Annotated in this window: 6 protein-coding genes and 1 pseudogene; 6 read left to right on the forward strand and 1 reads right to left on the reverse strand. The window is 73.8% G+C overall.

The window, feature by feature from the left end; genetic code table 11:
• Positions 1-14 precede the first annotated feature (14 nt).
• Positions 15-1,610 carry a peptide ABC transporter substrate-binding protein gene (locus AC4IHM_RS31705; protein WP_490870404.1) on the reverse strand — a complete coding sequence of 532 codons (1,596 nt, stop codon included), beginning with the start codon at positions 1,608-1,610 and terminating at the stop codon, positions 15-17.
• A 169-nt stretch (positions 1,611-1,779) separates the two neighbouring features.
• Between AC4IHM_RS31705 and AC4IHM_RS31710 the strand changes: the two genes are divergently transcribed.
• From AC4IHM_RS31710 to AC4IHM_RS31735, 6 genes and pseudogenes are all read left to right on the forward strand, one after another.
• Complete coding sequence (locus AC4IHM_RS31710; RefSeq protein ID WP_490870405.1) at positions 1,780-2,727, forward strand: transposase; 948 nt, start codon at positions 1,780-1,782, stop codon at positions 2,725-2,727.
• Positions 2,728-2,903: 176 nt separating this feature from the next.
• Positions 2,904-3,959 carry a FecCD family ABC transporter permease gene (locus tag AC4IHM_RS31715; RefSeq protein ID WP_490870406.1) on the forward strand — a complete coding sequence of 352 codons (1,056 nt, stop codon included), beginning with the start codon at positions 2,904-2,906 and terminating at the stop codon, positions 3,957-3,959.
• A complete protein-coding gene (locus tag AC4IHM_RS31720) occupies positions 3,956-5,065 on the forward strand; it encodes a FecCD family ABC transporter permease (RefSeq protein WP_490870407.1) in 1,110 nt (369 codons plus the stop codon). The genes AC4IHM_RS31715 and AC4IHM_RS31720 overlap by 4 nt, the downstream gene beginning before the upstream one ends.
• Positions 5,066-5,244: 179 nt before the next feature.
• On the forward strand, positions 5,245-5,463 hold the full coding sequence (locus AC4IHM_RS31725; RefSeq protein ID WP_490870408.1) for an MbtH family protein: 219 nt from the start codon (positions 5,245-5,247) through the stop codon (positions 5,461-5,463).
• Entirely contained in the window at positions 5,460-7,502 is a 2,043-nt protein-coding gene (locus tag AC4IHM_RS31730) for a multicopper oxidase family protein (protein WP_490870409.1), read from the forward strand. The genes AC4IHM_RS31725 and AC4IHM_RS31730 overlap by 4 nt, the downstream gene beginning before the upstream one ends.
• A gap of 176 nt (positions 7,503-7,678) precedes the next feature.
• Positions 7,679-13,903, forward strand: a pseudogene (locus AC4IHM_RS31735) (amino acid adenylation domain-containing protein); the annotation flags it as partial.
• Positions 13,904-14,104 lie beyond the last annotated feature (201 nt).

Genomic DNA, 14,104 nt, shown 5'->3' on the forward strand with positions numbered 1-14,104 from the left:
CGTGCGGGCGGGGGTCAGCTCGTGACGGAGACGCGGGTGAGATCAACGTCGGCGGGGCCCACGCTCACTCCGGAGACCCGCTCCGTGTTGGCGTAGACGTAGCTGCCGTAGAAGAGCGGGATCACCGGGAAGTCCTCCAGGATCGCCTGCTGGGCGTCGTTGTACAGCCGTTGCGCCGTGGCCGGTTCGGTGGCGGCGTCGGCCCGGCGGAGCAGGTCGTCGACGCCCTTGTCGTCGTAGTTGCTGCACATGCAGCCGCCGCTCTTGGTGAAGACGCCGCCCAGCGTGTTCTGCATGCTCGGGTAGAGGGCGCCCCAGTGGGCGTGCGAGAGGCCGGTGATCTTCTTGCCGAGCACCTTCTCGCTGAACTCCGCCCAGTCGGCGGTGGGCGCGGCACGCACCTTGCCGATGCCGAGGTTCTGCCTGATCTGGTTGGCGATCGCCTTGTACAGCTCGTCCAGGCCGAGCCCGCCCGGATAGGTGATCGTCAGCTCGCCCGACCAGCCGCCGGCCTGCTTCAGCAGGTCCCGGGCCGCCGCCGGATCGAAGGCGCACGCGTCGCACAGCCCGGTCCGCGCGCCGACCTCGGAGGGCGGGGTGAGCGAGGTGGCCGGGGTGTACAGGCCGCCGTAGATGGCCTTGTTCACCGCGTCCCTGTCGACGGCCATCGACAGGGCCTTGCGCAGCCGCACGTCGGCGAACCGGTCGTCCGTCAGCGGCATCGTCATGAACTCCAGCGACGGCGCCTCGTAGGTGTGCAGCCGGTCCCCGAAGTCGGCCTCGGCCTGACCGTACTTGCTGACGGGTACGGCGATCAGGTCGGTGTTGCCCGCGAGCGCGTCGGTGTAGGCGGTGTCGAGGTCGGAGTAGGACTTGAAGGTGATGGCGGGGGAGGCCGGCTCGGTGCCCCGGTAGGCGTCGAAGGCGGTGACCGTGGCTCCCTCGTCCGCCTTCCACGCGGAGGCCATCTGGAAGGGGCCGTTGCCGACGGGTGCCCTGTCGTACGCCTCGGGGTCCTTGAACGCCGCCTTCGGCAGTGGGTAGAAGCCGGTCTGGCTCGGGGTGAGACGCAGCGGGAACTGGCTGTCGGGGCTGGTGAGGGTGACCTTCAGGGTCGTGGCGTCGACGACCCGCACACCCGACAGCGTTTTGGTCTTCGGCTCGCCCTTGGCGGGGTTGAGCGCCTCGTAGCCCTCGATCCCGGCCAACTGCCCGTTGCCTGCCCAGCCGTTGGGCCCGTAGGCGGTGGCGTTCCAGGCGTCGGCGTAGCTCTGGGCGGTGACCGCCTCGCCGTTGTGGAACGTCCATCCGGAGCGGAGTTCGATGGTCCAGTGCCGGGCGTCGGCGGAGGTCACCGACCGGGCCTGCACGTAGCTGATCTTCCCCTCGGTGTCGACCCTGACCAGGGGCGCGAAGAGGACGCGTACCTCGTCGTAGCCGATCGTGGTACGGCCGGGGGTGAGATGGTCGGGTTCGCCGACGGCGACCGAGAACCCGCCGGGTGCGGCGTCGCCGTCCGTGCCGCCGCTGCCGCCGGAACAGCCGGTCAGTATCAGAACGAGAGGCAGTGACAGGCTCGCCGAGGCTGTGAACATGGGTGATCTGCGCAAGACGACTCCCTGGAGGAGAGGGCGGGCGCCGTGTGCCGGACCAGGAGACGGGACCGGCCGGAGGGTTCTCAACGCGGCGCGTACCGGGATACTGGGTGTCGCTGAGATGCCATGTCAATGCAAAAATGCAAAAGTTTTAGCGTGAGATGAAAGTTTACTTGGAGGAAGCATGGGCGGCAACGTCGAGGCCGGCACCGCGCGCGACACCGGTGGGCGCCACGGCCGGCCGGAGTGGAGCCGCGAGTCCTTCGTGGAGGAGATCGGCCTGGTGTGGGAGGCGGCCGGCAGCGGGCGGATGGACGGCCGTATCGTCGCCTACCTCCTCATCACCGACGTGCCGTACGTCTCCTCGGCCGAGCTGGCCCGCGAGCTGCGGGTGAGCGCGGGCTCGGTCTCGCTCGCGACCCGCCGCCTGGTCGAGGCGGGATTCATCAGGCGGCACGCGGTGCCCGGCAAACGCGGCCACTACTTCCGCGTCGACGACGACGTGTGGGGGAGCTTCCTGGCCGGGGAGCGGCGCCATCTGGACCGGCAGGAGGAACTCGCCGAACAGGCGTTGGCGGTGCTCGGCCCCGAGGAGGAGGCGCCGCGCCGCCGGTTGGGCAACATGCGGGACTACATGCGCTGGGTCCGGGGCAGCCACGTCGACCTGCTGACGCAGTGGAAGGACTACCAGGCGCGGGCGCACGACGGTGCGGACGCGCGGGACGAGGGGGCAGCGCCCGGCGAGGGGTACGCCGAGGCGGCGCCGGCCGGGGCGTCCCGGGCCCGTTCCTCGGCCGTGCTCGACCCGGCCCTGGCCGGGCGACTGGTCCCCGACCCGCTGTGGGCCGCCGCCGGACCCCTGCTGCCCTCCGCTTCCGAGGACGAGCGCGCCGCCCTCACCGCCGTCGTCTACGTGCTCACCTCCGGCTGCGGCTGGCAGCAGCTCCCCGCCCACTTCGGGATCTCGCACTCCACCGCGCACCGGCGCTTCACCGCGTGGACCGGGGACGGCTTCTGGCGGCGCTGGCCGGACGCCGTGCGCACGGCACACGGCGACCCCGCCGACCTCGCCTGGTGCCGGCTGATCGCCGAGGCGGCCACGGCCCGCCGTACCGGCGGTGGCGGAATCTGAGCGCTCATCCAGGGCCCCGGCCGGTACGGGAGGTGACGGCACTTCACCTCCTGGTTCGTATAACGTAGGTTAGCCTTGCTTTACTGAATTCGATCTCTGGGACTCCGAACACGAGGTGCCGACATGTGCGCAGGAGCGGTGGCCGGCCTCACCGCCGTGGCCCGGTGAGCGGCGGAATGTCCCGGGAGACCGCGCTGCGGCCGGCGGCCACCGCCGACGCCGCTCCCGCCGCCGCCCGCGTGCTCCTGCGCGGGGGCGGACTCGTCGTCCTCGGCTGCGTGCTCCTCGTCCTGGTGCTGCTGAGCACCTGGCTGGGCACCAAGGACACCTCACTGGCCCAGGTGTGGTCCGCCCTGTGGGGCGACGACGGTTCGTACACCACCGGCGTCATCCGTGAACTGCGGCTGCCGCGCACGCTGGTGGGTCTCCTGGTCGGCGCCTCGCTGGGCGTCGCCGGTGCGCTCATGCAGACCGTCACCCGCAACCCGCTCGCCGACCCGGGCCTCCTCGGGGTCAACGCGGGCGCCTCGGCGGCGGTGGTCTTCGCGATCGGGGTCATCGGGCTCAACGACTTCGCGTCCCTGGTCTGGTTCTCCTTCCTCGGCGCGGCCCTCGCGAGCGTCGCCGTCTACGTCCTGGGGGCCTCCGGCAGGGGCGGGCCGACGCCGGTGCGCCTGACGCTGGCGGGCGCGGCCATCAGCGCGAGCCTCGGCGGAGTGATCGCCGGGCTGACCGTGTTCGACGCGGCGACCTACGACTACCTGCGCTTTTGGATGGTCGGCTCGCTCGCCGGACGCAGTCCCGGACTCGTCCTGGACCTCGTGCCGTTCGTCCTGGTCGGCCTGGCGGCCGCGCTGCTCCTCGCGCGTTCCCTGAACATGCTCGCGCTCGGCGAGGAGCTGGGCAGGGGACTCGGCGTGCATCTGGGCCGCACCCGGGCCGGGACCGTGGTCGCGGTCACCCTGCTGTGCGGGGCGGCGACCGCCGCCGCCGGACCGATCGGCTTCGTCGGTCTCGTGGTCCCCCTCTTCGCGCGCCGGCTGACCGGCCCCGACCTGCGCTGGTCGCTGCCGTACTGCATGCTCATGGGGCCCATTCTCCTGCTGGTCTCCGACATCGTGGGGCGGGTGGTGCTGCCCCAGGGCGAGTTGGAGGTCGGTGCGGTGACGGCGATCGTCGGTGCGCCGGTGTTCATCGCGATGGTGCGACGGTTCAAGAAGGTGTCCCTGTGACGGCGACTCAAGCGCCCCCCGCCAAGACGCCCGCGCCCGCCGGGCACGCCGTGTCCGTGCGCTGGGGCCGGGTCTCGTTCCGCCTGCACCGCCGTACGGCGGTGGTGTGCGCGGCGTCCCTGGCGGCCTCGGTGCTGCTGCTCGCGGTGAGCCTGTGCACCGGCGCCTACTCGGTGGCCCCGGCGGAGGTCGCGCGCGCCCTCTTCTTCGGCACCGGCGACCGGCTGGCGGTCCACTTCGTCAACCAGGAGCGGCTGCCGCAGGCGTTGCTCGCCGTCCTCGTCGGCGGCGCGCTCGGGATCAGCGGCGCCATCTTCCAGAACATCTCCCGCAACCCCCTTGCCAGCCCCAACGTCATCGGCTTCAACAGCGGTGCGGCGACGGGTGCCGTCCTGGCCATCGTGTTCGGCGGCGGTGCCGCCGCGACCGCGATGAGCGCCATCGGGGGCGGCCTGGCCACGGCTGCGGTCGTGTTCCTGCTGGCCGGCAGCGGCGGACTGAACGGGGTGCGGCTGGTCCTGATCGGACTCGGCATCACGGCGATGCTCGGTTCCGTGAACTCCTATCTGCTCACGCGCTCCACCCTGCACAACGCGCAGAACGCGCACGTGTGGCTGATCGGCACCCTGAACGGCCGCTCGTGGAGTTCCGTGCAGATCATGGCGGTGGCCCTGGCCGTGCTGCTGCCGGCCTCCGTCGTGCTCAACCGTCAGCTGCGGATGCTGGAGATGGGCGACGACCTGGCCCACGGGCTCGGCGTCCGGGTGACCCGGGCGCGGCTGGCCCTGACCCTGCTCGGGGTGGGGCTGTGCGGCGTCGCGGTGGCGAGCGCCGGGCCGGTGCCGTTCGTGGCGCTCGCCGCGCCGCAGATCGCGCTGATGCTCACCCGGGGGCCGGTCAGTGTGATCGCGGCGGGTGTCACGGGGGCCGCGCTCCTGTCGGGAGCGCATCTGGTCTCCAACCAGTTCCTGCCGCTGCTCGCCCGCCTCCATCTGGTGGCGCAGACGCAGCGCGACGGGCAGTTGCCGGTCGGCGTCACGACCGGTGTGCTCGGGGGCGCCTACCTCGCCTGGGTGCTCTTCCACCGGCGCCGCGCCACGGCCTGATGCCGGCCGGCCTCCAGGACGACGGGGTACTCGCGCGAACGCCCTTTCGGCCGGGCCTCGGTGTGCCCAACTGCTCTGTTCCAGCCGGTGGTTGATGGCCTGAAGTGGCCTGCGGTGCGGTATTGCCTCCGTCGAGACGCTAAGGCTAGGCTTACCTAAGTTAACTCGGAGGAGGAGTTGTGACCAACCCGTTCGAGGACGAGAACGGCGTGTACCTGGTACTCGTCAACGACGAAGGACAGCACTCTCTTTGGCCCTCATTCGCGGACGTGCCCGCGGGGTGGACCGTGGCCCACGGAGAGGACACCCGCGCCGCCTGCCTGGAGTACGTGGAGCAGAACTGGACCGATCTCCGCCCCCGGAGCCTGGTCGAGAGCATGGCTGTCGACGCCTCATGACCGACTCCTCGACATTCGGCCGGGGCACGCTCGGCAGACGTGGCTTCCTCATAGGCGCCGGCACGGTCGGTACGGGCGCCGCTCTCGGCACGGGCGTCCTGCTCACCGGAGGCGGCGCCCACGCCGCGCCGATCCCGCCCCGGCCCGACCTGATGACCGCCGCCCTCGGCACCCCGCTCGGCACCCTCCCGCAGGCCGTCGAACAGGCCCGCACCGCCGGGGCAGGCACCGCCGCCGTCCGGGCCGCGGCGAAGGCGGCCACGACACTCAAGCCCTTCGTGGACCGGCTGCCCATACCCCCGCTGCTGCGCGGCCGGGACGGATCCCTGACCGTCTCCCAGCGCACCGCGTCCGTGCGACTGCACCGCGATCTGCCGGCCACCCGCCTGTGGACCTACGAGGGCTCCCACCTCGGCCCCACCATCGAGGTGCGCAGCGGCAAGAGACTGCGCGTGGCCTGGGAGAACGACCTCACCGGAGCGTTCCCCGTGACCGCGGTCCGCGTGCCCTTCTCCTACGAGGAGGACCAGCCGCTGATGTGGGACCGCCCCGGACGCGAGGGCGGCGCACGGCGCGAGGACGTCGCCGCGCTGCCGCCCTGGACGGCCGTGCACCTGCACGGGGCGGTGACCGGAGGAGGCAACGACGGCTGGGCGGAGAACGCCGTCCTGCCCTCCAACGCCCAGCTCTCCGAGTACCGCAACCAGCAGCCCGCTACCGGCCTGTGGTACCACGACCACGCCATGCACATCACCCACCTCAACGTGATGACCGGACTGGCCGCGGGCCTCTACCTCGTCCGCGACGACGAGGAGACCCGGCTGCGGCTCCCCTCCGGCGAACGCGAGGTGCCGCTGGTCCTGTTCGACCGCAACCTCGACCTGGACGGCAACGGGAGGTTCACCGGCGACCTGCTCTACAAGGGCATCGTGGTCGTCGACGACCCCTACGAGCTGGTGCGCCCCTTCACCGGCCCGTTCACTCTTGTCAACGGGAAGATCTGGCCGTATCAGGAGGTGGACGCCGGCTGGTACCGCTTCCGGGTCCTCAACGCCTCCAACAACCGGCCCTACCTGCTGAAGATCCTCGACGAGGAGGGCCAGGAGGTGCCCTCGAAGGCGTTCGTGCAGATCGGCACCGACGCCGGCCTGCTGCCCACGCCCGCACCGGTCAAGGACGGCATCGCGCTCTCGCCGGCCGAACGGGCCGATGTCCTCGTGGACTTCTCCCGTTTCCGCGGACAGCGGCTGCACCTGGTCAACGCCCTTCCCGAGCCCGGCATCCGCGCCGAGATGATGGAGTTCCGGGTCGGCTCACGCGCCGAACAGGGCGGCTACTCCGTACCCGGGAAGCTCGCCCGCTCCTTCCGGCCGGTCGACCGCGGAGCACTGGCCGGGACCCGGGAACGCATGGTGATGGTGACCCCCGTCTACCCCAAGGACCCCGAACTGTGGGAGATGGAGGAGACCGAGGCCCCGGGGGGTGAACTGCCCATCGACGGCGTCGTCCAGTTCGAGGACGCCCTGGGCCGGGTGCGCACCTTCCGGCGCGTCTCGTCCACCTACGCCGACCCCGTCGCCTTCACCGTGCCGGCCGGCAGCACCGAACGCTGGACCTTCCTCAGCCTGGAGCAGTCCGAGGGCTCCTTCCCCCACCCCATGCACCTGCACGCCACCGCGTTCCAGGGCCTGAGCCGCGACCTGTACGACGTCAGCACCTTCACCTTCTTCGAGCTGGACGGCGGCGGCTACGGAGCCGGCACCTCCGCACCGCTCAAACGGAAGGCGGCGCGCGAGCTGACCGCCGCGGAGAAGGGACCGAAGGACACCATCGCCCTGTACCCCGCGGAAATGATCACAGTGGCCGCCGAGTTCCACGACACGCCCGGCCGCTTCATGCACCACTGCCACGTCTACGAGCACGAGGACATGATGATGATGCGCCCCTTCGTGGTGCAGCCGAAACCGGTCATCGCCCTCGCCCCGCACGGCGAAGCCGCCGCCGACGGCACGTCCGCGGCACAGCACGGACAGCACTGACCCCCCCACACCCCACCCCCCACACACACCACCGAACCGGGTCCACCGCGCCCGCCGCCCCACCGCCCGTGCTCCCCGCACGGGCGGTGCCGGGGCGTGCCCCGGTCCGGGAACCGGTCCCCTCCGCAGCCCCTCACCGCCGGACCACGGTGAGACCGCACGCCGGGAGAATGCGCATGAGCACCGACCTCGACCGCCTGCCGCTCACCGCGGCCCAGCAGGGCCTGTGGACCGCTCAGCGGCTCGACCCCGCCAGCCCCGCCCACCTCACGGCCGAGTACGTGGAGCTGACCGGCCCGCTCGACGCGGACCTCATGTGCCGGGCCGTGGCGGGCGCGGTGGCGGAGACGGACGGACTCTCGGTGCGCTTCGTCGTCCAGGAGGACGACGAGGGGGAACGGGTGTGGCAGCAACCGGACGCCGTGCCCCCGCAGCGGCCCGACATCCTCGATCTCACCGGCGAGGACGATCCGCGGGCCGCCGCCCTGACCTGGATGGAACAGGAGCGCTCCGTACCGGTCGACCTCGAACACGGCATGCTCTACCGGCACGCCCTGCTGCGCACCGGCGAACACACCTGGCTGTGGTACCACCGCTGCCACCACATCCTCCTGGACGGCTACGGCTTCCAGCGCGTCGCCGAACGCGTCGCCCAGCTCTACCGGGCACTCGACACGGCGACCGAACCGCCCGCCGCACGGAACGCCTCGGTGCGCGAGGCGGTCGCCGAGGACCGGGCGTACACGGGCTCCGAGGACGAGCGGGCCGACGGGCAGTGGTGGCGCGAGCAACTCGCCGACCGGCCGCACCCGGTCACCCTCAGCGAAGTGCCCCTGCCCGCCGCCGCACACGGCTTCCGGCGCCGGCGGCGGTCCCTGACGGCGCCGGAGGCCGACGCGCTGGCCGGATTCGCCCAGCGGGCCAAGGCCACCTGGCCGGAGGCGGTCCTCGCCGCGTGGGCCCTCTACCTGACCGGCCTCACCGGTGCGAGCGAGGCGGTCATCGGTCTGCCGGTCAGCAACCGGACCAAGGGCGTACTGCTGCGCGTCCCCACCACCGCCGTCAACGTCGTCCCCCTGCGCGTCCCGGTCGACGACCGCGAGCCCCTGGCGGGACTGCTGCGCCGGGTCACCCTCGCGATGCGCGCGCAGCGCCGGCACCAGCGCTACCGGGGCGAGCAACTCCGGCGCGACCTCGCCCTCTTCGGCGACGGCCGGCGGCTCACCGGACCGCACGTCAACATCAAGCCCTTCCCGGCCTCGCTGTCCTTCGGCCGCTGCACCGGCACCGTGCACCACCTCGCGGCGGGCGCGGTCGAGGACCTCACCGTCGGTGTCAGCGGACAGCCCGGGAGCAGCGGTCTCGCGCTCACCTTCGACGCCCACCCCGGCATGTACACCGACGCCGAACTCGCCGAGCACGCCGACCGGTTCACCGACCTGCTGCGCCGCCTCCCCGGCCTCCCGGCGGACACGCCCGCGGGGCGGCTCACCCTGCCCGGCGAGCGGGAGCGGCACCTGCTCACCCGGACCTGGGCCGACGGACCCGACGGGCCCGACCGGGCACCCGACCTCCAGGACGCCTTCGAGCAGCAGGTGCTCCGCACCCCGGGGGCCCCCGCCGTACGGACCGCGGACGGCGAGCTGACCTACGCCGAACTCGACCGCCGCGTCACGGCGTTGAGCAGGCGGCTGCGGTCCAGGGGCGCGGGCCGGGGCACCCTGGTGGCCGTCCGCCTGCCGCGCACCGAAGCACTCGTGGTGGCGCTGCTCGCCGTGGTCCGCGCGGGCGCCGGATACGTACCGCTCGACCCCGCCTATCCGGGCGAACGCACCCGGCAGATGCTCACCGACAGCGAGCCGGTGCTGCTGCTGACCGACACCCCCGGGGCCCAGGACACCGCGGTGCCCGAGATGCTGCTCGCCCGGGACGGCACAGTCGTCGACGCCGGGGACGCCGGGGACGCCGGGGACGCCGGGGACGCCGGGGACGCCGGGGACGCCGGGGACGCCGGGGACGGCGACGCGGGGGAGCGCCCGCTGCCGGCGCGGGCCCCCGGCGACACCGCCTACGTCATCTACACCTCCGGCTCGACCGGCCGGCCCAAGGGCGTCGTCGTCTCCCACCGCGCCCTCGCCAACTTCCTCGCCGCGATGCGCGGACAACTGCGCCCGCGGCCCGGCGACCGGCTCCTCGCGGTGACGACGGTGTCCTTCGACATCGCCGCGCTGGAACTCTTCCTCCCGCTCGTCACCGGCGGCACCGTGATCCTGGCCGCCCGCGAGGACGTGCGGGACCCCTTCGCGCTCGCCGCCCTCGTACGGGCCCACCGGCCGGACCTCATGCAGGCCACGCCCTCCCTGTGGCGCGTCCTCACCGAGGCCGACCCCGGGGCCCTGGCCGGGGTGCGCCTGCTGTGCGGCGGCGAGGCCCTGCAACCGGACCTCGCCCGCCGCCTGGCCGGCCTCGGCACCGAACTGACCAACCTCTACGGGCCCACCGAGACCACCATCTGGTCGACCGCCGCCGCCCTCGACGAGGACACCCCCGCGCACGTGGGCCGGCCGGTCCGGCGCACCCGGGCCTACGTCCTCGGCACCCGGCTCACGCCCCTGCCGGCCGGCGCGACCGGCGAGCTGTACCTCGCAGGGGACTCCGTCGCCGACGGCTATCTGGGGCGTGCGGGGCTGACTTCGCAGCGGTTCACGGCCGATCCGTTCGGTCCGGCGGGGGAGCGGATGTACCGGACGGGTGATCTGGCCCGGTGGCGGCTTGACGGCACGATCGAGGTGCTGGGCCGGGCCGACCACCAGGTGAAGATCCGCGGTCACCGGGTCGAGCCCGGCGAGGTCGCCGCCGCCCTGGCCGAACACCCCGGCGTACGGGAGGCCGCCGTCGTCGCCCGGCGCTCGGACTCCGCCGCCGAACCGTTCCTCGTCGCCTTCCACGTCGGCACCGCCGAGGAGCCCGAACTCCGCGCCCACCTCACCCGGCTGCTGCCCGCCCACCTGATCCCGGCCCTGTTCCACGCCCTGCCCGCCCTGCCGCGCACCCCCAACGGCAAGACCGACCTCGGCGCCCTGCCCCGGGTCGACGCCACGGCGGGCGCCGGACGACGGGCGCCGGAGACGGCCACCGAGGGCCTGCTGTGCCGCCTGTTCGCCCAGGTGCTCGACATCCCCGAGGTCGGTGCCGACGACGACTTCTTCGCCCTCGGCGGCCACTCCCTGACCGCCGCCCGCCTCACCACCGCCCTGCGCGCCGAGGCCGGCGTGGAACTGGCGGTGCGCTCCCTGTTCGACCACCCGACACCGGCGCGGCTCGCCGGCCCGGTCGAGGCCGCCCGCGGCGCCCGGGAGCCCCTGGCGCCGCAGCCCCGGCCGCACCTGCTGCCGCTCTCGCCCGGACAGCGCCGCCTCTGGTTCCTGCACCAGGCCGGGGGCACCGGCGGCGCGTACAACATCCCCCTCGCGGTCCGTCTGACCGAGGCCCCGGACCCGGCCGTCCTCACCGCCGCCGTGAAGGACCTGCTGCTGCGGCACGAGGTGCTGCGCACGACCTTCCCGGCCACCGACGCGGAGCCCCGCCAGCGGATTCTCGACCCCGCCGCGCTGGAGGCACCCGTACGCCTGCACCGGACGGCGCCGGGGGAGTACGAGCGGGCGCTCGCCGAGGCCGCCGCCGAACCCTTCGACCTCGCGCACGAACCACCGCTGCGCGTCCACCTGTTCGGCGACGCGGACACCGAGTGCGTCCTGCTGCTGGTGCTGCACCACATCGCCGGCGACGAGTGGTCGCTGACGCCGCTCCTGCGCGATCTCGGCGCGGCGCTGACCGCACGCGGCGCGGGCCGTGCCCCACACTTCACGCCCCTGCCCGTGCAGTACGCCGACTTCACCCTGTGGCAGCGGCGCACCGCCCGCCGCGACGAGGCGGAGCACCTGGCGTACTGGCGGGCACGGCTGCGCGGCGCCCCGGAGCAGACGGGGCTGCCCTGGGCACGGCCCCGGCCGCACGAGCCCGGCGGCCCGGCCGCCGTCCACGCCTTCGAACTCGACGCCCCCCTCCACGCACGCGTGGCCCGGCTCGCCCGCCGTACCCGCACCAGCACCTTCATGGTGCTGCACGCCGCCCTCGCCGTGACCCTGTCCCGGCTCGGCGCGGGCGACGACCTCGTCCTCGGCGCCCCGGTCGCCGGCCGCGACGACGAGGCGCTGAAGGACGCGCCAGGACTCTTCATCAACACCCTCGCCCTGCGCACGGATTTGAGCGGCAACCCGAGCGTCGACCGGCTCATGGAACGGATCCGGGACACCGACCTGGAGGCGCTCGCCCACCAGGAGCTGCCCTTCGACCGGGTCGTCGAGGAGGTCAACCCGCCCCGCATCGCGGGCGTCACCCCGCTCTTCCAGGTGCTCTTCGCGGTCCGCGAGGAGTTCGACGGGTCCGCGCGGCTGCCCGGCCAGAGCGGCAGGCCGTGGCTGGTGCACAACGGGGAGGCCAAGTTCGACCTCCAGGTCACCTTCAGCGAGGACCGCGAGACCGGCGCGGCGGCCGGCCTCCTGGAGTACCGCACGGCCCTGTGGCAGGCGCGGGACGCGGCCCGGTTCGCCCGGACGCTCGTCCGGGTGATCGACCGGCTCACCGCCGGGCCCACCCGCCCGCTGTCCGCGCTCCAGGTGCTCCCCGACGCCGAGCGCGAACGCGTGCTCACCGCGCCCAACGCCACCACCCGCGCCCTCCCCGCGACCGGCCCGGCCCGGCTCTTCGCCGCACAGGCCACCCGCAGCCCCGCCAGGACCGCCCTCGTCAGCGGCACGGAAGAGCTGACGTACCGTCAACTGGAGGCGCGCGCCGCCCGGCTGGCGACCGTACTGGCCGAGCACGGGGCCGGCCCCGGCACCCTCGTCGGCGTCAGCCTGCCACGCGGCACCCAACTCCTCGTCGCACTCCTCGCCGTGGCCCGCACCGGCGCCGCCTTCCTGCCCGTCGACCCCGACTTCCCCGCCGAACGGATCCGCCTCCTGCTCGCCGACGCCGACCCGGCGCTCCTGATCGCCGACCGGGCACCCGAGGGCACGCTGCCGGCCGACCGGCTGCTCGACCCGGACGCCCCCGTCCTGCGCGCCCGGGTGGAGGCCGCCGCCGAACTGCCCCCGCCCGCGCCCCGGCACGGCGGCCACCCCGCCTACGTCATCCACACCTCCGGCTCCACCGGCACCCCCAAGGGGGTGGTCGTCACCGAGGCGGCGCTGACCAACTTCCTGCTCTGCACGGCCGACACGCTCGCCTTCACCGGCGACGAACGGCTCCTCGCCGTCACCACCGTCGGCTTCGACATCGCCGTACTGGAACTGCTGCTGCCGCTGACCACCGGCGGCACGGTGATCCTCGCCGCCCGCGAGGAGGTCCGCGACCCGGCCCTGCTCGCCGGGCTCGTCCGCCGGGCCGGCGCCACCGTGATGCAGGCCACCCCCTCGCTCTGGCGGTCGCTGCTCGAACAGGCCCCCGAAGCGCTGCGCGGACTGCGGATCCTGTGCGGGGGCGAGGCCCTCGCCCCCGACCTGGCCGAAGGACTCGCCGGTCTCGGGGCCGGCCTCACCAACCTGTACGGGCCCACCGAGACCACCATCTGGTCCACGTCGGCCACGCTGGACCACCGGGAAGCGGCCGCACCGCACGCGGGCCGCCCGCTGTGGAACACCCGCGCCTACGTCGTCGACCGCTTCCTCGCCCCCGTCCCGCCCGGCGTCCCCGGCGAGCTGTACCTCGCGGGGGACGGACTCGCCCAGGGCTATCTGGGGCGTGCGGGGCTGACCTCGCAGCGGTTCACGGCCGATCCGTTCGGTCCGGCGGGGGAGCGGATGTACCGGACGGGCGATCTGGCCCGGTGGCGGCGGGACGGCACGATCGAGGTGCTGGGCCGGGCCGACCACCAGGTGAAGATCCGCGGTCACCGGGTCGAGCCCGGCGAGGTCGCCGCCGCCCTGCGCGCCGACCCGCGGGTGCGCGACGCCGCGGTGGTCGCCCACACGGCACCGGGCGACCCCGCGCCCCGGCTCGTCGCCTACCTCGTGGGCCCGCGCGACCAGGAGGAGGCCCGGCGGATCCGCGAGGACGTCGCGGGCCGGCTGCCCGCCTACCTGGTGCCCTCCCTCTGCCTGGTCCTCGACGCGCTTCCGCAGACCCCCAACGGCAAACTGGACCGCGCCGCCCTGCCCGAGCCCGTGCTCGCCGCCCGCACCTCCCGCGCCCCGCGCGGCCCGCGCGAGGAGGCCCTCGCCGCCCTCTTCGCCGAGGTCCTCACCGGCGTCGAGCCCGGCGCCGACGACGACTTCTTCGCCCTCGGCGGCCACTCCCTGCTCGCCGCCCGCCTGGTGGCCCGAGCCCGGCCGCTGCTCGGCGACGACCTGAGCGTGCGGCACGTCTTCGACCACCCGACCGTCGCCCGGCTCGCCGCCCGCAAGGGCGCCGAACCCCGCACCGCGCCACCCCTGACCCGGCGGGAACGCCCCGCCCGGCCCCCGCTCTCCCCGGCCCAGGCCCGACTGCGCTTCCTCGACTCCCTCGGCGGCACCGGCACGGCCTACCACCTGCCGTTC

The sequence above is a fragment of the Streptomyces sp. SL06 genome (genome assembly GCF_058244745.1).